The organism is Acinetobacter nematophilus (genome assembly GCF_026344175.1).
Taxonomy (GTDB): domain Bacteria; phylum Pseudomonadota; class Gammaproteobacteria; order Pseudomonadales; family Moraxellaceae; genus Acinetobacter; species Acinetobacter nematophilus.
Genome location: NZ_JAPKMY010000001.1, coordinates 114081 through 133437 on the forward strand (window position 1 = coordinate 114081; position 19357 = coordinate 133437).

The 19357-nt window shown below is 38.8% G+C and carries 21 protein-coding genes; 1 reads left to right on the forward strand and 20 read right to left on the reverse strand.

Going from position 1 to position 19357, the window contains the following annotated elements; genetic code table 11:
- The first annotated feature begins 497 nt into the window (after positions 1–497).
- Positions 498–977: a hypothetical protein gene (locus tag OSH00_RS00550; RefSeq protein ID WP_266128794.1), complete on the forward strand. Its 480-nt coding sequence runs from the start codon at positions 498–500 to the stop codon at positions 975–977.
- A 138-nt stretch (positions 978–1115) separates the two neighbouring features.
- Here OSH00_RS00550 and OSH00_RS00555 read toward each other — a convergent pair whose 3' ends face one another.
- The 20 genes from OSH00_RS00555 to OSH00_RS00650 form a co-directional block, all read right to left on the reverse strand.
- Positions 1116–2108 (reverse strand): phage late control D family protein, encoded by a 993-nt coding sequence (locus OSH00_RS00555; RefSeq protein ID WP_266128795.1) that lies wholly within the window; start codon positions 2106–2108, stop codon positions 1116–1118.
- Complete coding sequence (locus OSH00_RS00560) at positions 2099–2314, reverse strand: tail protein X (protein WP_266128796.1); 216 nt, start codon at positions 2312–2314, stop codon at positions 2099–2101. Before OSH00_RS00560 ends, OSH00_RS00555 begins: the two co-directional genes overlap by 10 nt.
- 2 nt (positions 2315–2316) lie before the next feature.
- Positions 2317–2772: a phage tail protein gene (locus tag OSH00_RS00565; RefSeq protein ID WP_266128797.1), complete on the reverse strand. Its 456-nt coding sequence runs from the start codon at positions 2770–2772 to the stop codon at positions 2317–2319.
- On the reverse strand, positions 2772–5216 hold the full coding sequence (locus OSH00_RS00570) for a phage tail tape measure protein (protein ID WP_266128798.1): 2445 nt from the start codon (positions 5214–5216) through the stop codon (positions 2772–2774). Before OSH00_RS00570 ends, OSH00_RS00565 begins: the two co-directional genes overlap by 1 nt.
- Positions 5217–5441: 225 nt before the next feature.
- A complete protein-coding gene (locus OSH00_RS00575; RefSeq protein ID WP_199995343.1) occupies positions 5442–5738 on the reverse strand; it encodes a phage tail assembly protein in 297 nt (98 codons plus the stop codon).
- A gap of 2 nt (positions 5739–5740) precedes the next feature.
- Entirely contained in the window at positions 5741–6253 is a 513-nt protein-coding gene (locus OSH00_RS00580; protein WP_100884829.1) for a phage major tail tube protein, read from the reverse strand.
- 9 nt (positions 6254–6262) lie between these two features.
- Positions 6263–7441: a phage tail sheath subtilisin-like domain-containing protein gene (locus OSH00_RS00585; protein WP_266128799.1), complete on the reverse strand. Its 1179-nt coding sequence runs from the start codon at positions 7439–7441 to the stop codon at positions 6263–6265.
- Positions 7442–7557: 116 nt separating this feature from the next.
- Positions 7558–8187, reverse strand: a complete 630-nt coding sequence (locus OSH00_RS00590; RefSeq protein WP_266128800.1) for a hypothetical protein — start codon at positions 8185–8187, stop codon at positions 7558–7560.
- Positions 8188–8189: 2 nt separating this feature from the next.
- The gene (locus OSH00_RS00595; RefSeq protein WP_266128801.1) at positions 8190–10970 is read right to left on the reverse strand and encodes a phage tail-collar fiber domain-containing protein; all 2781 of its coding nucleotides are present in this window, start codon (positions 10968–10970) and stop codon (positions 8190–8192) included.
- A 7-nt stretch (positions 10971–10977) separates the two neighbouring features.
- Entirely contained in the window at positions 10978–11508 is a 531-nt protein-coding gene (locus OSH00_RS00600; RefSeq protein ID WP_266128802.1) for a phage tail protein I, read from the reverse strand.
- Positions 11505–12419 (reverse strand): baseplate assembly protein, encoded by a 915-nt coding sequence (locus tag OSH00_RS00605; protein WP_266128803.1) that lies wholly within the window; start codon positions 12417–12419, stop codon positions 11505–11507. The genes OSH00_RS00600 and OSH00_RS00605 overlap by 4 nt, the downstream gene beginning before the upstream one ends.
- A gap of 7 nt (positions 12420–12426) precedes the next feature.
- A complete protein-coding gene (locus tag OSH00_RS00610; protein ID WP_100884823.1) occupies positions 12427–12762 on the reverse strand; it encodes a GPW/gp25 family protein in 336 nt (111 codons plus the stop codon).
- Entirely contained in the window at positions 12762–13361 is a 600-nt protein-coding gene (locus tag OSH00_RS00615) for a phage baseplate assembly protein V (protein WP_266128804.1), read from the reverse strand. Before OSH00_RS00615 ends, OSH00_RS00610 begins: the two co-directional genes overlap by 1 nt.
- Positions 13358–13921, reverse strand: coding sequence for a hypothetical protein (locus tag OSH00_RS00620; RefSeq protein WP_266128805.1), 564 nt, complete (start codon positions 13919–13921; stop codon positions 13358–13360). Before OSH00_RS00620 ends, OSH00_RS00615 begins: the two co-directional genes overlap by 4 nt.
- Positions 13897–14424, reverse strand: coding sequence for a hypothetical protein (locus OSH00_RS00625; RefSeq protein ID WP_266128806.1), 528 nt, complete (start codon positions 14422–14424; stop codon positions 13897–13899). Before OSH00_RS00625 ends, OSH00_RS00620 begins: the two co-directional genes overlap by 25 nt.
- Positions 14411–14749: a head-tail joining protein gene (locus OSH00_RS00630; RefSeq protein ID WP_199995352.1), complete on the reverse strand. Its 339-nt coding sequence runs from the start codon at positions 14747–14749 to the stop codon at positions 14411–14413. The genes OSH00_RS00625 and OSH00_RS00630 overlap by 14 nt, the downstream gene beginning before the upstream one ends.
- 2 nt (positions 14750–14751) lie before the next feature.
- Positions 14752–15039: a hypothetical protein gene (locus OSH00_RS00635; protein WP_266128807.1), complete on the reverse strand. Its 288-nt coding sequence runs from the start codon at positions 15037–15039 to the stop codon at positions 14752–14754.
- A gap of 59 nt (positions 15040–15098) precedes the next feature.
- Positions 15099–17129, reverse strand: coding sequence for a phage major capsid protein (locus tag OSH00_RS00640; protein WP_266128808.1), 2031 nt, complete (start codon positions 17127–17129; stop codon positions 15099–15101).
- Positions 17129–18703 carry a phage portal protein gene (locus tag OSH00_RS00645; protein ID WP_266128809.1) on the reverse strand — a complete coding sequence of 525 codons (1575 nt, stop codon included), beginning with the start codon at positions 18701–18703 and terminating at the stop codon, positions 17129–17131. Before OSH00_RS00645 ends, OSH00_RS00640 begins: the two co-directional genes overlap by 1 nt.
- A 6-nt stretch (positions 18704–18709) precedes the next feature.
- Positions 18710–19243: a hypothetical protein gene (locus tag OSH00_RS00650; RefSeq protein WP_266128810.1), complete on the reverse strand. Its 534-nt coding sequence runs from the start codon at positions 19241–19243 to the stop codon at positions 18710–18712.
- Positions 19244–19357 lie beyond the last annotated feature (114 nt).

A 19357-nucleotide genomic window follows, 5' to 3' on the forward strand; every position in this document is an offset into this window, starting at 1 on the left:
TAATGTATTTTTAATTTAAGCAATATAAGCGTTGTACTTAAAAAATCTAAAGGCTTTTTTATATGATTGTTAGTATTTCTTGGTTTGTTGCTTGTGTTGTTGTTATTTACTCAATGATAGCGCCAGCATTATTTTATAATTATGGTGTATTCGGCGACCAAGGCTGGAATATTGCTTATGCATTTATTTTAGCAGTTGTCTTATGCTATCGCTTGATAAAAAGAGTCTAGCTAACAGATAAAGCCCTCACTCATAGAGCCACTCCTCGCTCAATCTTTCTGCATCAGCTGCGTGTCCATCAGCTGATAGTGCTTTAGCTTCACTTCTCCCTTTCTTTAAGAATCATAAAAAGGCGGGGGAGGAAATTCCTTAAAATCATGATTTTCCAACTTATCAATACAATATTCTACATAGTAGCCTAGTCTTATTAGGAAGGTTAGAATACAAGAAAGGATTAAAAAATTTCCTTTGAGCCTTATAAAAGTTTGGGTGAGTTCATGTTTGATATCAATGATGATTTAAGAAAAATTGAAAATACTAATTTTTTTTCTAAAATGGGAATTAACAATATCAATGATGATAGAGTTATTTTAATTGAAAATTTAGATAAAGCTTTTTTGAATCATTCAGACAAGGACTTTCAGGGAAAATACAACAAACTTAGATGGTTACCATCAAGTATTTCCCAAGAAGACCCATTTTACAAAAAACAAAAGAATACACCAGAATTATTGAATTTGAGAAAATGTATTAATAAAAAAATTTTAAATGCAACAAGAGACATGAATAAGGAGTTGTTCATAATACCTCCGCATGATTTTAGTCTAGCAGCTCGTGATTCAATTTGTTTCTGTTTCAGACAGTTAATGACTGAAAGATATTTACAATTAGGTCAAAAATGGGAGTTTATTGCTGAGTTATATTATTTAGGCCATTATCCTATTGGATATATCGACAATAAAATTGTAGCTATTTAAGCCTTATTCTGTATAAATCCATCACAAAGGCAAACTTGAATAAGCATAAAAACAATGAATTATATAATTTTAGAACTTTGGTCATGTTTGGTACAATTTTTGACCAAAGTAATATTTTGCATATGTATTAAACAATTTTTAATTCTCAACATCCAAACTCTTAACAGCCTCCAACGAACTCACAAAACCAGTAGTTTTATCAATTGAATGAGTGACTGAATCAATCAACCAGTCACCATCAATTCCAGATCTAAAACTTGAAAGACTTAATTTTGCTTCAGCTGAAAGCAATGGATCACCAGGTAACTCAATAGAAACTTTATCTTCGTTACGCTTAGATGAATCAAGCGCAGATTGAGCAGCTGCTCTTGCACTTTTTTCATCAAGATAAGTATGTCGTAATCTTCTAACTGGTTCGCCCTCACCCAACTTCACTTCATTCTTTTTTGCTTTGTTTTTTTCATGCCAATAGGTGATAACAGTACCAGCACTATCCCTTGAACTACTCACCATTGACCAGTTTGAAACTTGGTAGCGTGTTAGTTCGACTGTACCTAAATCAATCTCACCTCTTTTTACAAATAATAACTTGCCGCCAGCTGGCTTACACACCGCGTCATAGCGTTTAGATAATCGCATCAAGAATGATAAATCTGATTCATCTGACTGTGTTATTTGTGGCAATTTGACTGATTTTAATGAATCACTCACCAAGTATTCTAAATTGTGCTCAGTTGCAATTTTAAGGACAACGCCCTCAACAGTAATGTCCTTATCCCACACTCTGCTCTTTTGAGTCTGTAAGGAGGTTTTGCCTGCCTTGCTCTCGGTTTGGACTGCAGCTCTACAACGAATAATCATTTTGTCTGGTGGACCTGATAACTCAACTTCATCAACAATAAACAATCCCATGTTTTGAAGCTCACCATCATAGCCCATCGAAACTTTTAACTCTGCGCCCTTTACAGGCATATCAATTGGGTTTGTAGGGTCATCGATCAAACTAATCTCACATGAATCTGACTCAATGCCGGTTTTATCAGTCACCGTGATTGATTCAAATAATTGATAGATCACATTGCTTATATCATTACCATTTGCGACCACACTAAAACTAGGTTTCAATCCCATAGTTTAACCCTTGTATTCGTTGAAATTTGAGTGCTAGTTTGTTCTGGTAACTCAATCAATACGCCTTCTGGCAATATTGGCGACATTGCCGATAGTCTTGGATTGGCATTAAAAATATTTTCGACCACCTTATTTTTAGTGTGGCCATAATACTTATAGGCAATATAATCTACTGTATCGCCCGCTTTAGTTTGATATTGAGCCATGCTTATAATCTCCCAATTGCACCGCGAATGATATTTGCAAGCCCCAAGCTTCCCATTACATCACTATGCTTTCTAAGATTAATCATAAATTCTTGACGGCGCGGTACACCAAATGCGGCGTGCTTACTCTGCCCCTCTGAAACTTCTGTAATAATCCAATTGCCTAAAACTTTTCCAGAACCGTTAATCAATAATTGAGGCTTACCCAATGAGCCTAATCCTCGTAAATTATCAAGCTGCCTTGTGCCGCCATTCCATTCAGGAAAAATCACACCAGTTAAAGTCATTGTGTCTTGTCCGGGTCCTAAAAACTGAAGATTATCCCAATCCCCTAAAACTGACTGTTCGCCCCACTGGTATTGTGTTGTTCTGTTTAATTCCTGGTAGGCTGCCGTATAGATTCCAAATTTGAAATCACCTAGGCGCATCATGGTGACGAAAGATCCATAAACTAACATTATTGTGCATACCCCCAATCAATCATTGAATTGCGTTCTTGAATGCCCTGTTGTTGTTTCAGCTTTTGCATCACCTCTTGAGCAATCTCTTTTGGATTTTGACCAGGTGCGGCATTGATCGTAAATGAAAAGGAATTGTGGTTTACCTGTTCGCGCTGATCTGATTTATTAATTCGAGCGGGTTGACTCAAGTCCGAATTTTTACTGCTTGAAAATGGTTTGATTGCTTCAGGAATGTTATCGGCTTCAAAATTAGATTTTCTTGCAAATCCCTCACCTACAAATGAAGCTTTCGGCATTTCAACTTTTGGGACCTTCATTGGGAATGGTAATGCTGTAGTTTTTGGCGGTGTTGGCTGGGCAAGCGGTATTTGCGAAATAGATTTAACCTCTGCAACTTTTGAACCTAGATCAAAACCTACAATTTTCCCTATTAAGTCAAAAACTTTACCGCCAAAATCTAATATACGCTTAAAACCATCAATCATCATGCGAAGTGGTGCCAAAACTGCATTGATTGCACCGCCCACCAATTGACCAAATCTTTGCCCGGCTGAGGTCGCTTTTTCTATATCCTCTTTACTCGCCTTAACTGGTGTGAGTAATTCTTTAAACCAATTCCATGCTTTAGAAACCGCAGTGCTCACCAGATCCCACGCTTTACCCAGGATTGGCACAGAAGCAATTAACTCAGATACAGCACTAGTAAAAGGTTCCATACCTTGTTTTAAGCCTTGCCAAAAACCTGCAAAGAAAGCTTTTACTCGATCCCAATTTTTGTAAATCGCAATACCAGCCCCAATTGCTACTGCTGCAACAGCGCCCCAGGGCGTCCGAAGTAATGCAAATCCAATTTGTTTTAATACGGGTCCGAATGATGAAAAAGCAGCTCTTGCGATACCAAGTGGGTTTTTCATACCCAATATGGCTTGCCCTGTACTTTTGAACACTTTTGATAATCCGCTACTGCTTCCAAGCAATCGAATAAAAGAACCAGCAAGCCCCAAAATACTGGATCTCAAAAGCAATGACACAAGGCGCACGGCAATCAACCCAACTTTTAAAGCTGTTAAACCCACAACCACCTTTACAATTGTGCTTGTAAGTTCTGGATTTACTTTGGTCCACTCAATCACTTTAACTACAAATGTTCCAAGCTTCTCAACACCAGCCGTAATATAAGGTAAGAGCACACTTCCAATAATTGTGCCTAATGCAGATAAACTATTTTTAAAGAGAATAATTGAATTGGCGGTTGTTTCAGATCGTGCCTGATACTCCGCTGCCATCGATCCAGCGTATTTACTTTTATCTGCAACCATCCCTAGATTTTTTTCTAATGATTCAATATTGGTCAAAAGTGGTGCAATTGCGCCCAAAGACTCTTTACCAAATAAATTGGATAAAACCGCTGCTTGTTTATGCTTTTCAAGTTTTGAAACAGACTTTAAAACTTCCAATGTTGTGCCATTGGCATCAATTTGCATTTGTTTCGAAATACGTTTGTAATCAAGCCCTAATTCTGCATATGCAGCTTTTTGGCTTTTCGTGGCTGACTCACCAGCAACCAAAGCCAACATAGTATTTTTAATCCCTGTTGCTGCAATTTCCTCGGAAATCCCCATACCACGTAAAGTCGCACCGAGTGCAGCAATTGAACCAGACGCAAAGCCCCCAACTTCACCCAATGGACCAATACGTTGAACAATATCCATAATGGCTTTGGCTGCAGCTGGTGTATTGTTGCCTAAATAGTTAATTTTATCGGCAAGCTCTACAACCTCATCCTGGTTCATGCGAAATGCGGTACGCATCTCTGCCATAGATTGCCCTGCAATATCTGCTGTGGTATCAAACGCCACTCCCATTTTGACTGCATCTTCAGCGAATCGAGTAAGCTCATTGGCTTTAATACCCGACTGACTACCTGCAGCCATAATTTTAGATATTTCAGTCGCGACCATTGGTAGGCGCGTTGATAGCATCAAAGCATCATCACTAATCTTTTTAAATTCTTGATCAGTACCGCTAAAGGTCTTTTTTACATCTGCCATTGCGGATTCAAAATCAATTGCCAATTTAACCGGGACACCGACAGTTACAGTCGAAGCAATAACAGATCCTAATTGCCCTTTTAGATTTGATAGTTTTTCATTGTTTTCTAGTCTAGCTTTCTCGATCGAATTTAACTTACGTTGTTGCGATTCTAATTTTTTTAATTCGGCTGTAACGGCGCTATAACGTGAACGTAAATTATCAACGTTCTTACCCATTCCACCAAAAGTTTTGATCGAGTCGCCCAATTGGTTTTGAGTTTTTTTAAGTCGATTGACTTCCGAGCCAATTTTATTAAGTTCGCCCTTTGTGGTATTCATTACAGATTTAAAGGAACCTGATAATGCCCCTCCAATCGTAATAACTGCATTGAGTTTCTTATTTGACATAGCAAAACAATTTTAGAATCTGATTCACTATTTTTTATTTGTTTTGAAAATTTATCATTATTCAGTTTTTCATTAAAAAACCGCTCGAAAGCGGTTATTTGTCATCTTCAGGCAACCCCTCACACCACCAAATTATTTCTGAAACTCTCATTGCCAAAATTTCAGATTTTGACCATGAAGTGTGTGAGGCTAAACCGAGCACATAAGATCTTGCGACTTCTGCGCTCATGTTGTAAAAAGCTTAAATGCCTCTTGAATGCGACGATAATCTTTTAATGTCGCTGCCTTGATTTGATCCGGTGTAACACTACAAAGATTTGAAAACATCATGATCTCTTGAACCGCATCAGATTGACCCTTTGATTGCATTTCTGCAGCAAGCAAATCTTGTACTGTAGGCTCACGCATTACAATTACACCCACTTTCGCCCCATCAATATCAAGTGACTTGGCAAATGTAATTTCAAAATCGCCTGTTGCTGTTTCTTTTAAATATTCTGGAAGTTGATTTTTTTCAGTCATTTTTAGATCCCAATTGCGTTTCGAATATCAGCTAAAACATCTACACTATCAATGATGCGAACCATGTTAATCACATCAATCTCATGGATGACTTTTCCAGCAATGGTCTGCTTATAGTAAGTTAAAGACATATCATATTTGTCTTTTGGTAATTCACCGGCTTTAACTTTACCCTGGCTAATTTTTACAACCTTACCTTGCATTGTGTGTTCAATAGCAGTGACAGTGCCGTCGAAACTCTCCATTGCTTCACGAACAATCACAGTTGTAGATTTGCCTTGTTTTACACCGAACAAAGCCAAAGTATCTCGGCTATGTGAATTTAGAGTAAAGTCAGAAGTTAACTTTTTCATACCTGTGCGAATATCAATTGCCGCGTCCATCCCTGCCGCGCGATAATCTTCGTTTTCTTCTTCCAACTCAGGAGGATTGTATTCATCTGCTTTACCCGCATACCCTTTACCATCAATAAAGATATTCCAGTTTTTGCGAATATCTGCTGCTACACCTGTCATATAACCTCCTTACGCAAAAATATCTTTGATGTAATCATCTACAAGATGAGAACGGAAAATAATGTGTTCAGCTGGATAAACTGGGGTGAAATCGAAATCAAAATATATCTTTCCTGATTTAATTTGATCAGGGGTATTTAAGTCAGGATTTGCCCAACATTTACCGCCTAAAATTGCACCAATGTTCGTTAAATAGCGCAAATAACTATTTACACCTTCGACCACATCACTCACATAATTTTTAGTAATACCACGGTCTACAGCCCAAAGATGTGCAGCCTTTAATGATTCATCGATCATATCAGCAGTACGCACCACGCATAAAAATTGCCACTTAGAGTCGGCTGATAACGTGCGGTTTCCCCACAAACGATAACCGTTTTGGCGAATGATTGTATTTACTTTTGCTTCATTTAGGATATTCGCACGACAATTAGCGTCACCCATTTGAAAATCTATTGCGCGAACTGTGCCGACAATACCATTGATTTCCTGATTCGAAGGTGACCACCACCAACCGCGCTCACTATCAGATTTTGCAATTAGACCTGCAACATGAGCACTTGAGAATGATTCAACTAATGTGCCTTCTGAACCAACTTTTTTGGATTTTGGATCTACCAGATAAATACGCTTTGAGCCAAAATCTTTCGCATAAGCCTGAGCATCTGCATCATTGGTATTCGGACCATCTGGAATAATTGTAGCTTTTAGTCGTTCAGCAATACCAACCAATTCAGCGACTACAGCATTGGAATTACCTTCTGTGCGTGTATGTGTGAAACCTGGTGCGATTAAAATCTTTGGTACAAGCCCTAAGATGTTCTCAGAAGCAAGAAATGCATGAACACCTTCATAAGTCCCGTTGTTCGCATCTACTCCGCCTAGAACGTTGGCAAGTGTCTCAGCTTCAGTCACACCCTTTGCAACACGAATGACAACCACCAAAGCGCCAATTTGATCAAAGATAGAGTCAATAGCATCAGGCAACGTACCAGTTGAACCAAGCTTTGCTGCTTCGATTCGAGATCCAGCGATTGAAACTGGTGTATTGATGGGAAAAAGTTTTTCATCTGCATCGGGTGCGGTCCCGATTAATCCGATTACTGAACTTCGCACTGTGGTAATTGGTCTTACGCCATCATCTACAGTGACGTTTTCAATACCGTGAATGAAAGTGTCTGTCATGAATAAATCCATAATCATATTTAGATTTTGGATTCATTCTTGAATAAATTGTGATTCTTTTCCTTATTCACTTTTTCACAGGTTCATGACAAGCTAGAAATTGAGAATTACCCTGCTTACAAGGTCATCGCGTATTGCCATAGCTCATTAATTTTTTGATCATCTAACTCCAATATATCTGCCATAACTTTTAAGCTTGTGCTGGTTCTTTCAAATGTTTGAGCATCTTCCCACTCAATCTGAATTATTTGTTGTTGCTTTTTATCATCGATACTTTTGATTTTTTCCTCAACATAAGAAAGATCGAAGTCATTTTGAACTAAAGCTAGTCTGAATTGTCTTCTTGTCAATGGCGGTAATAATGCTATTTCGTCACTGATAATTTTTTCTTCTGTTCTTTGGTCTACCCAAGCGTTGTCTAACCATGTTTCATAAATTGACTTTGGTTTTAGTAATGTAAACCCATCTTTAATATCACCCACATAATCGATTTTGACTTCACTTTGATCAATAATGTTGTAAGCGGTCATATTGCGATAATCATTCACAATTGACCATTTTTGTGTATTTAAATCAAAAACAGCAATTTTTGATTTTGGTATTTTGGGTGGCTTAATGTCCGTGCTATTTGCAGCAAGCCCAGTATCTTTTAACCATTTATATTCAAATGATCCACAAAAAATCATCTCTGAATCATAAGAATAAACTGTTATAACTTGGTCTTTTTCTGAAAATTTAATACTCATGGTTAAATCGCCCGTACAATATAGTTTAACGCCACATTTCGCGGTCTATTTTCGGATGCTGTTGGCACAACTCTTGATGCATCAAAACTAAAAACACTTTGTTGTGCAGTATCCCCAGATTGTCTATTGCCCCCTCCGTTTTGAAAAAATGCGCCTTCAGAACGATCACCTAAACCGCCTGAAAATTTCCCCGTTATATTTCTTATAGCATCACCTTGCCAAGTCCGTAAACCACGCCATAAATCCACACCACGGCCAGCATCATAACCTCGAATAAATTCACCACGCATATCCAGTAAGTTGGCACCATATACAGAATATAGAATTGGGTAGCTTGATTGCGAAATTGCTTGTCCCATCATAGCGATGTAACCTGTAGGAATGGCATCTCCAGCAAATGGAATGGGAGAAACTTCAGCAACATGACTATCGAGAACTCTCCAAGGCGTAAATGCACCATTTCCACCCCAACTTTGACGCACCGCTACAGATCCATTCAGGCTGTCGTTATGTGAATAATAAGTTTGATGGATTGTATTTCCTGCAACTCTTACTTCTAAAATACCGTACGTATAAAGACCTGAAATATTTACATCTGCAGCCAGATAAAAACCATCACTGATTGCATTATTAATACTTGAAGAATTTACATTACCTAAAAAAAGCATAGGTGCTGAAATATTAATATCGCCAGTACCATCAAAAAGTACATTGTTGATATTTCTTGCATTTTGTAACTTATTTGCTGATGGTGCTATTCCTTGTGTATTTCCCGTTCCGCCATGAGCTGTTGATAATGCAGCGTTAAAATTAGGATTTACACTCCAGACCCCCCATCCATTATCAGTAATGACTATTCTTGAATCTGTAGTTGGTGCATACATCGATGTAACAGATGGATCTTGAGCTAATCGATTTATCTGTAAATTTGTTTTAGCACCTGCCAATGAAGTTGAACCTGTTCCCCCATTTTCGATTAAAAGTGGAACAATACCTTGAGGTGAATAACATCCCCAAGCTTCACCATGTAAATACAAATACCGCTTTGAAATAGTATGAAAAATATTCACTTCAGTACTTGAACTACTAAACCCCGTTGCAGTTTGAATCAGACCTTTAGAATAAATACCTAAATTGGGGATTTTATTTGCATCGGAATAACCATCAGAAACAAGTAAGCCACCTGATAGTAGTCTTTTTGCGGTGCTTTCATCATTCGATGTAAACCAAAAATCATTTTCACCTCTAAACTTTTGTGCATATATTTGCCCTTCTACTTGGACGTCCCCAGTGAATTTATTAGATCCAGTAAAAGTCTGATTATTGGTAAAAGCGAGTTCTTTCCAAGATGTCCACAATCCATTATAAAAACGTCGAATGAAAGTGCGGTTCGTGTTGTATTCAGTAAACGTTTGCTTTGTTCCAGCATGCTTTTCGACAAACAATGAAAAGGCGTAAGGTGTAGCTACATTTAAAATCGTTTGGGCTTGGGCATCCGTTGAACACCAGTACAGTCCTGGTTCATTGTAATTATTTAGGTCGCCACTGGTAATTTGAGTGGTTTTTGATAATTTACCATCTTGTAATGCTTTGCCCTGCGCTGCTGTAAGTGCCTCAGTTATAGACGTACTAGTTAATGTATTGTTTAGTTGTACGGCTCCTTGCACTGTCGTTGACGCTGAAGGCAAAATTCTATTGCCGGCACTAGTAATTCGTCCTTTATTGTCAACAGTGAAAACGGGAATTTGTAATGAGTTCGCTCCATAAGTCCCGGCACTGGTATTAGCATTTGCCAATATCATATTGATAGTTACATTAGACGTCCCATCAAAATAAGTCGTACCATTTGCATCGCCTGCAATTGTAATATTTCGAGCAGTTTGCAGTTTCGTTGCTGATGCTACATTACTTGTAGTATTTGCAATATATTTCCATTCGCCATAAGGGGCATTTGTAGATGCAGAGCGTACAGCAATAGAACCATTAGCATAGCCATGCGCTATTTGTACTCGACCAGGATTGATTTTCGTATATGTCGTTTTTGTTTCAACATAAATGTATAGATCTCCGAGATTCGGTGCATTAACTAAATTTAAATTCTTAGCAATTAAAACACGCGAGCCAAGTGGAAAATCATCGAAAGATTTGAAATATTGCTCTGTTTGTTCGTCTTGGTAATAATCAACATCTTTCGCAAATGAATCTGAAAATGACTTTCCAATATCAACTTTTTTTTCGTTTAAAACTTTGCCCTGATTTGCAGATAATGGCTTATTCGAGGCATTAATAATCAGATTATCAACAATTTCGTTACGACGAATATAATTGGTATTTACCCATTCACGTGTTGCATAAATTAACGAGTCATCAAGATACAGTGCAATCACTTCAGCATTTTGAACATTGATAATAAGTTTAATATTTATTTCACGCGCCCCACCCTCATCAGCAAGTGGCTTATATGTTGGCGGGTAGTTTGAGTTTACGACCATGGTAGTGCCGGCATATAACCCAAGTTCGCGAATGTAAAAACCCCCTACATTGCTTGGGATGATTGCTTCACATACAATTTGATTGGCGTTACTACTACTTATTTCAACAACATTGAGAGCGATACGAGCTTTCTCGTTGATTAAAGCTGGGCGTGTTTCAGAAGGTGTGGGAACTGAACCGTTACCATCACCAAGGGCAATATGTGAATAATTAACTTTATTATTGACTGTGGCATTTGCAATAAGTGCCTTACCGTTATTTGTTAATATGCCTTTATACACTGTTGCCATTGAACGATTACTCTACATAAATTGTGACTGTCTCCGCACCATGTACACCAACCGCAACACGCGGAATACAAACAGGTTGAACATTGATTGTTAGGTTTGTCAGTGGTCGGCTTGCAGGTTTATTTTCTAAAATTAACCGATCCACTTCCTTATACACTTCTTCACTTAGCTCACGCCCATTGAGATCTAACTCTAAATAGAAAGTACCTGGTATTCCTTGCGGAACGGTTTGCCACCACTCTGTAATTTTTGATTCATATCCGAAAGGTACTAAGGCATTTAAAATAGCCTTGCGTGTCCCTTTGATTTTATGTCTATTGAAAGACTGTTTTAAAATTGCGCGCTTTAATGATGGCGTCCAGTCATCACGCCAATAATCAACAGAATGTTGAATCGCTAGAAAATTTAAGAATTGATCGGGTACAGAATCAATATTAATCAATACATTCAATCGAGGCTCAATTTTAAATGTATTGCTTAGAATTTCTGCTAAATTGTATTCAAGTTCTGTTGAGTTTGAAGGCAATAATTTTTTCATTCATAAACCTCAGCCTGTATATCAATATTTGTGCAATAACTCGCTTGAGACGAATCTATAATGATGTCTTGTACCGGGGAAATTATTTCCACATGTTCCACACCTGAAATATGTAAAACTGAATAGATTGCAGACTTTCGGATTGAGCGACCGATACGGCGCTGATCTCTGATATAGCTGTTTAAATTTTCTCTGGCTTGCTGCAACAAGGTACTATTTTTAGCAGTTTGAGCCACATAGATTTTTGCTTGAATGTCATAATTTACAATACCAATAGAATGCACTGTAGGACGGTCGCAAACTGGTCTGACACTTTCATCATTTAAAGCGAGTTGAACAATATCAATTAATTCTTGAGATGCCGCCCCAGTTTCAGAATCATTTTGCAGAATATAAATATCCAAGAAATACGGCTTATCTGGTGGAGAGACTACAGACACATCCCCCACACGACCATCAGCGCTATGTGCAAAAAATTTATATGAAGATGATGGACCTGCAACGCTTAAACTGTTCATCGCCAAAATATAGCGATAACGTAGATCGTCATCAGTTTCCATAATTGCTGGCATTGGCGGCGTAACTGTATTATCTGCTGAACTAATGACTAATCGTTTTATATTTCTGTCAGCAACTAAATTCTCTAAATCCGATCCTGTTGAATACATCACCAATAAGGATTTAACATCCTCGTTACGCTCCTGGCAGAATATCAATTCTAAATAAGCGCAATATTCCAATAATTTCGTGACTGGATCTGATTCACGTTTTAAAGTTTTTTCAATTTCTTCACGATCTTCAGGATTGTAAAGCGCGATAAATCCCTCTTTTCGTTTAGAAAGAATTTCTTCAAAACTCAGCTCTTTGATTAACTTTGGCGGTGTTAAATATTCAAAATTAATACCTGTCATTTTCCACCTACCTTATTACAATCCCATCAAGTTTAATTGCCTTACCATCAAGCAAATATTTACCTGTAAGGGTTAAAACCAATTGCCCTTTGGTTGCGCTGGTAATATCAATTTGCTCTAACTGCAAGCGGTCTTCCCACTGATTTAAGGCTTCAGCAACAGCTGCATATATATCTACTAATGTTTCTCGATTTGTTGGCGCATCGATCAATTCAAATAATCGAGAACCATATTCACGGCGCATTACTCTTGAGCCAATTGGCGTAGTCAAAATATCAACAATGCTTTGTCTTAAATGCTCAATACCCGTGAGCTCACGACCGTGGATTCGACTCATTCCCATTAGTTAACCTCACCCGAATTTTCACCACCGCTTTTGACTTTATTATGGGTATGTGAACTGCCGATATTTTTTCCATTGTGTGTCACTGAAGCACCAGTAAAACTCACATCACTAGACATTGTAGATTTGCCTGTTACAGCCAAAGCACCACCTATAGATAAATTTCCTGTACATGTGGTATCTGGTGCATCTATCTGAACATGACTACATTTAACAATTATTTTTCCACTTGCTTGAGATGCATCGACGGTCAAGGTATGTGATTGCTTGTCATATTCAATATAAGTACCATCCACATATATTGTTTTAGGGTTAGCGTTTTTATTGGGGTTCGGAAAATTCTCTTGTGAGATTGAAAACGCAATTACCCCTTGTGCTATATCCCCACTGGGCGAAAGTACACAGACTTGCTCACCTTCACTGGGTGCATTGCCTGAACGATCATCGCCCGCGCGGGATTTAGCCCATTCAAGCCCTGTAACAAGTAACCCATCGAAATCCACTGCTGCTGTCATCGTCTCAAAATCAACAGACTCAATGCGCCCATAGCGGATTAAATCACCTAACATTCGATCCATATTGGCATTGGCGTAACTCAAAGCTCAACCTCCTTGTAATCTTGCTCATGACCTTTACCCACATCAGGCGTATAGCTATAAACAGGGATCGGGGTTTCACCAATCTGCTTCCAAATATTTTCCCCTATGAGAATTGGAATTGAGAAATCCACACGCCATACTTCATAACTTTTTAAACTTGGGTAAAAATGATCTTGGGTCAGTGTATCCAATGTGGCTGATCCAACGGCAGTCGATCCGTTATAGGCATGGAAGCGTTTATTTTTAAAAATATAATAAGCAACTTGAGCCGCTAAAGAACGAATATTGATTTTAGAGTTTTTTCTTTCAAAGCTGTCAATCACTCTGGCTTCAACTCTTGCGATCAATGGAAGTTGCTCAGATCCACTATCCCCATCAAGATTTATTTCAAAATCCATTTCTAGGAATAATGCCGGGAGTTCATTCAGCGTTGGCGGCTTACGTTCTTCTTCAGATCGATAAAACTCAATCAATTTAAACTTTGGAAATTGTTCATGAAGTTTATTAACTATTGTTGCGTGTAGATTGAATAAATCTACCCCATCCATTTCATCTGCCATTTTAATTCATGCTCCAATGTCTTAAAAAATTGTTCATGAAATTCAACTGAATTAAACTCAACACCTTCAAGATATGCATCAGCTTGTGGCTTAATGATTTCAACCTGTTTTTCAATAGGTAAACGTGCTTTACCTGTCCGCTTAAAAACTTGATTTTTACGCTTAGAAATAAAAGCCCCATCCACTTTCCGCTTACTGGCTGTTACCCCTTTTTGTGTTTGTCTTGGGTTTAAGTGAATCAAGGCAATATCATTCAACCCATAAAACAACCGTATTGAAAATCCTGAATCTGATTGAACGATGGTGCTTTTCTTTAAACGACGTCTGAGTATTTTTTGAGTCAAAGCCAGTTCACTGCTTAAACCTCTGACTGATCGGGTACTCATCCATTTCGCCATCTTGTTTAAAGTACGTTTTAGAGCAACTTTAGCTTGGTTTTCCGAGGGTTCAAGTTCAGCAACGATTGCCTCAATGCCTTCAGATTTAATATCAAAGTGAATCATCTCGTTCTTCTAACTTTAAGATACAAAGCCCCGTACCATCCCTTTGAGGGTAAGTCATAATATTAAAGGTACGCCCATCATCCAAAATCAAACGATCCATTTGCTTAACATCGAAAACATCAATTTCTTTACAGGTAAAGCGTGGCTCAATTGCATCGACTTCATATTCACCGAGTTGGGCATTTAGATAGGGTTCATCAAAAATACCCGTAATATTTCGATTGGGTGAACAATCCAAAAATTCGATAGTGACGGTTATGGCGAAACCGCCCTTATCATCTTTTTGTAGAAATACGTCTAAATTTTCCCAACTCGGTGAAGGCATATTTATTCCTCTGCAGCGGATTGAATAGCTTCAATGATCTGCTCTTTGGTCAAACTGTTTTCCAATTCGACATCATATTCAGACTTTGCAAATTCAATCAGTTGAGCCTTTGTCATTTTAGACAAATCGATTTCATCTTCATGATCATTGTTAGATTCAACTAAGGTGCCACGCCCCCGATAAAGCAATTCTTTTGCCAATTGCTCATTGATCTCAATTTCTTCACCCGCACGGCGAATAACACCCTCAATAACGACTGCTGCGGTTAATTTAATCAATACTTTATTCATTTTAATATCCTGGTATTTGAATCTAAAAAGCCACCTCTCGATAGCTTTAAATAGTTGAATTAAGGTGTTTTTTTGCCGTAGCAAATAGACTCACTATTACGCAATACAAAATCTACATCTTGGAAAGCGACAATTCGTAATCCACCACTTGAACTTAATGAATAAGGATCTAGTGTGAGATCCAATCCACCCCAAAGACCAATAATTAAATCTGCAAAGTTACCAAAGAAAATATCCCCATCCTCAATCTGATTGGTGATTTCTGTACGATAACCGTTGACTGTGCCACCTGTTTCCCAAATAACACTTTCAGTTCCAGTGCCGAACTTAGGCTTTGTTTTGCAATGTCCGCGCATTAATGAGTTCATGACATAAGCCATACGGTCTACACTTGCATTATCCGCAGCAATTTGACTTTCCATGTCGACAATTTCTGCATAAGTCGGATTTGCCGCGGCAAAAGGAACCGCATTAATCCCTGACATATTTTTAATGCCCAACGGTTGTTTGTCCGTTCCTGTGCCGTAATAACCCGCTTTATCTATGGTTAAAGCCAAAGCTTGGTTAATATCGTCCCATACCAAACTTTCTGCATCTGGTGAACTTTGTTGCATTAAGCTACGTGTAATATCAACACGAGCACCAACGGTTTTAGGCTTTAATTCTTTTTGACCTGTAGTTGGATTGCTGCCTTGTACATCATCACCTTCACCAACCCAATAGGCGGTAGCTCCACCTGTCGCTTTTGGAATTTCAACATTCCCCACCAAGCCAGACATATGACGACCGAGTTGCATAATCGTGGTGCGGCTACGCAATAAATCAATAAACATATCCCCACGGTGATCAGTACCTAACAGGCTCCCACCTGCACCAGCGCCACCCCCCAAATCAAAAGCACGTTGCTGATTTTGAGGGATTGAACGGCTTAATACATCAGCGGGTATTAAAATTCCTTGAGCTGAACGTCCGTAGGCTTTTTCTGCTGCTGCGCTACACTCAAACTCAAATGCAGCTGCTTCACGCTCTGCCATACTTGCGTTAGGGCGTAAAGCTCGAATTGCTCTGAATAATGAAAACTGGCGTGTTTCATCATCAGTTAAACCAATATTTGCATTATTGGATTTTGGTTGTTCAGTAATTGGCTTGCCTTGGCGCTCATGCATTTTGTCTAAAATTGCAGTTTGAAATTCAGCTGGTGATTTTCGTTGACCAATATATTCAGCTGCCAATTCAGGCATATTGTATTTTTTACCCAATTCTAAAATTTCACGTGTTCGCGCATGTTCTTGTTCTGCTCCGCGTGTCGCTGTATCTTCAGCCTTGCGAAGAATCTCAATTGCACCAAAACGCTCACCTTTATCATTGAGCTGTTGGCGACAGTAATTACCGTCTTTGTCTGTAAAATGATCCCAATTCATATATAACGCTCTTTGCTGATTGACTTGAGTTTTAACTTCAATAGGTTCATTTTGCTGAGTGGGTAAATTGTTTTCATTATTCACTTTTTCATTAGAACGCCCAACACCCACGGATGTATCAGCGGGAATAGAAACCGATGATATTTCATAAGGTTGCCATTCTGTAATCAGATAAACATCTTCATGCTCACGTTGTTCTTTTAGAATTGCTTTTTTGATGATGTAACCCACACTGATATTAGTACGAATTAGATCTGCAATATCTTGTAGGATTTCTTCTCCGCGGGACGACTTACTTAATCGTACTAAAGCGCGCCCTTTACGTTGAGAATGATCAAGCCAGGCACTCTCCACCACACCAACTTGATCACGAGAATTATGATCAAGTAAAAATGGTGCACGAGCATTTAAGCGGCTGAAATCAATTGCGCCCTGAGAGTGATCCAAGATCTCAACACCGAACCAACGCCCAACTTCTGCCTCACTTGAAAATGAAAGTTCTACTGTGCGCTTATCAATGTCTACCTTAAAATCATCAACCACATAAGAACGGAATAATTTATCTTTATTAAAATCAGGCAATGGCTTTGTTTGAGATGCATCACGTTTAAAGTACGCACCAGCAAGCAACCCGCACACAATTGAAGTTGATAACTTAGACTTTTTCATTAAACACCCTCTTTTGGTCGCCCAACAGCGCCAACTTGTTTTTTACCCATACTTGTTAAAACCATTTCTTCTGCAACTTCTTTTGTAATGCCTTGATCTACCAACAAATCAATCATTGCTCTGGTATCCCTTGCGATTTCTGCCCATACTGTTTGCGGGTCTTTGCCTTGCTCTCTAATCAGCGCACCGGGTGAAGTCAGCATATTGTTTTTAGACTTTTCCGCGGCTGCCACATCACTGGACGGATCAATCCAAGCCCAGCGGCGAGGTTGCCAAGACACAGATTTATATCGTTCCAGATCAAGCGCTTTGAGTGGAATGTTGCCTTTTTTGATGACGCCTTTTAGCAAAGAATATTCAAGCCATGCGTTGTATACAGGTTCAACTAATGACTCGATCAGCCATTGCTGTAATTCTTTCCAGTGTTCACGTTCATCTAATGTGCCCTGTCGAATACTTGAAAAATTCACACCTTCTAAATCGGATGCGAGATTGTTGTAAAGCACCCCCATACCCGCTGCCATTGAGCGCAGCATGGCTTTATGGAATGGAAGAAATTCCCCAGTGGGGTAATTAGGGGACCATTCTTTAAATTCAGCACCTTCAGGTAAAACAGGCACCTCGCCTGCCTGTGATTCAACCTGAATCTCATCCCCTTCATCTGCATCAAAGTCCGGACCATGACCATCACGCCACTGAATGAATCCCATTTTATTGGCTGAAACACGTGCATTGACAATGGCTGAATCTTCAAACTCCGCTAATTGCTTCATACGAAATAAACTGGTTGCGGTCCAAGGTAATCCGCGCTTTTGCCCTACAATGTCATCTAAAAAACCGTGAATAACATCTTCAGCCATCACTTTGATGTAATTTGCAGATCCATATTTATATTGAGCATTTTGTTCGGTAGAGGCATCAAAATAGTAAGCAATCGGGCGACCAAATTTATTGAATTCAATCCCTTGACGAATGAAATTACCATTTGATAATTTATCTGAATAATGCACCGGACAACGTTGGGCATCTAAAATTTGTAAGGCAAAACCATACTGCCCAGCTTCTTGACCTCGAATAATTCTTATAAAAAATTCTCCATCTTTGGCAGCGGATATGACGCAAGCTCTTTGCAATGAGCGCCAAGATTTCTTCCCTTGAATATCACAAATAGACTTCTTGCCCCACTGCTCCCAAGCCTGCTCAATAGAGTCATTCACTTTATTGTCGAGTTTTCCAGCACTGTTTTTTATTTGTGCCTGAAGTGTGACACCTTGTGGACCTACAATATTTTGATGGGTGAGGCGTAAAAATTGCTTACCATAATCGTTGTTGGCGCATTGCTCACGGCTCCGTGCGACAATAATCTTTTGATAACGCTCAATGATTAAATCTGCAGGTAAAGGCGAAGATGACCATTTAGAAGTAAGCCGATCTGTAACCCCAGCTTTAAACATTCGACTCGCAGTTTGAAATACACGACCAGCTCTTGTTTTTATTGAGTCATTATTGATCTTAACTTCTGGTAATGCAGAAATATCAGGGGTTTCGGGTATGGTTCGCTTCAATCCAAACATGAGCATTTACCCCAATTTCACACGCACGACTTTACCAAAAATACTTTTGCCACTTGCCTTGGCAATTTCTCTTGATACTTCAGCGCGATATTGATTTCGTAATTTTATAAGGGTATCTAAAGGTGTTCTAAATAATTCCCTGTTATTTAATCGATAGCGTTCCTGGTCTAATGATGCTCGTCCCTCGATTACAGCTTCTAATGCTTCAAGTGTTTTTTTAGCATGTGAACGTGTATCAACTTGACCAGTTACCGCAGCTAAATCTGTAATGACTTCAACAGAACCCGCTTCAATTTCTTCAACTTCGCCATAATTATTGACAGCACGTAAAGAAAAACCGTAATAGCCTGATTTATAGTTTTTTGTGACATCAGCAGATACGTTTAAAACGTGGAGATTTCCATCTTTCTCAGCACTAATATCTATGCTTGATGGTCCGCGCAAATAAGCTTTAACAGCCCATAAGGAGGCTGGATATGCTGTCAAATTTATAATGTGCTTGAGTGTTAAGCCTGCTGTGATTTTTTGTGGGAATACCATAAAAAATGATTACCGAAACTGAGCTGTTATGCCCATCTTCGATAATCATTAAAATTTTTTCATTATTCATTTTTTCATGATTATAGCGGATTGTATCAGTTATAATCATGACTG

Excerpts from the sequence above, each read along its gene's own strand:
- OSH00_RS00550 (WP_266128794.1), top strand. The coding sequence starts at position 498 with ATGTTTGATATCAATGATGATTTAAGAAAAATTGAAAATACTAATTTT.
- OSH00_RS00555 (WP_266128795.1), bottom strand. The coding sequence starts at position 2,108 with ATGGGATTGAAACCTAGTTTTAGTGTGGTCGCAAATGGTAATGATATA.
- OSH00_RS00560 (WP_266128796.1), bottom strand. The coding sequence starts at position 2,314 with ATGGCTCAATATCAAACTAAAGCGGGCGATACAGTAGATTATATTGCC.
- OSH00_RS00565 (WP_266128797.1), bottom strand. The coding sequence starts at position 2,772 with ATGTTAGTTTATGGATCTTTCGTCACCATGATGCGCCTAGGTGATTTC.
- OSH00_RS00570 (WP_266128798.1), bottom strand. The coding sequence starts at position 5,216 with ATGTCAAATAAGAAACTCAATGCAGTTATTACGATTGGAGGGGCATTA.
- OSH00_RS00575 (WP_199995343.1), bottom strand. The coding sequence starts at position 5,738 with ATGACTGAAAAAAATCAACTTCCAGAATATTTAAAAGAAACAGCAACA.
- OSH00_RS00580 (WP_100884829.1), bottom strand. The coding sequence starts at position 6,253 with ATGACAGGTGTAGCAGCAGATATTCGCAAAAACTGGAATATCTTTATT.
- OSH00_RS00585 (WP_266128799.1), bottom strand. The coding sequence starts at position 7,441 with ATGACAGACACTTTCATTCACGGTATTGAAAACGTCACTGTAGATGAT.
- OSH00_RS00590 (WP_266128800.1), bottom strand. The coding sequence starts at position 8,187 with ATGAGTATTAAATTTTCAGAAAAAGACCAAGTTATAACAGTTTATTCT.
- OSH00_RS00595 (WP_266128801.1), bottom strand. The coding sequence starts at position 10,970 with ATGGCAACAGTGTATAAAGGCATATTAACAAATAACGGTAAGGCACTT.
- OSH00_RS00600 (WP_266128802.1), bottom strand. The coding sequence starts at position 11,508 with ATGAAAAAATTATTGCCTTCAAACTCAACAGAACTTGAATACAATTTA.
- OSH00_RS00605 (WP_266128803.1), bottom strand. The coding sequence starts at position 12,419 with ATGACAGGTATTAATTTTGAATATTTAACACCGCCAAAGTTAATCAAA.
- OSH00_RS00610 (WP_100884823.1), bottom strand. The coding sequence starts at position 12,762 with ATGGGAATGAGTCGAATCCACGGTCGTGAGCTCACGGGTATTGAGCAT.
- OSH00_RS00620 (WP_266128805.1), bottom strand. The coding sequence starts at position 13,921 with ATGGCAGATGAAATGGATGGGGTAGATTTATTCAATCTACACGCAACA.
- OSH00_RS00625 (WP_266128806.1), bottom strand. The coding sequence starts at position 14,424 with ATGATTCACTTTGATATTAAATCTGAAGGCATTGAGGCAATCGTTGCT.
- OSH00_RS00630 (WP_199995352.1), bottom strand. The coding sequence starts at position 14,749 with ATGCCTTCACCGAGTTGGGAAAATTTAGACGTATTTCTACAAAAAGAT.
- OSH00_RS00635 (WP_266128807.1), bottom strand. The coding sequence starts at position 15,039 with ATGAATAAAGTATTGATTAAATTAACCGCAGCAGTCGTTATTGAGGGT.
- OSH00_RS00640 (WP_266128808.1), bottom strand. The coding sequence starts at position 17,129 with ATGAAAAAGTCTAAGTTATCAACTTCAATTGTGTGCGGGTTGCTTGCT.
- OSH00_RS00645 (WP_266128809.1), bottom strand. The coding sequence starts at position 18,703 with ATGTTTGGATTGAAGCGAACCATACCCGAAACCCCTGATATTTCTGCA.
- OSH00_RS00650 (WP_266128810.1), bottom strand. The coding sequence starts at position 19,243 with ATGGTATTCCCACAAAAAATCACAGCAGGCTTAACACTCAAGCACATT.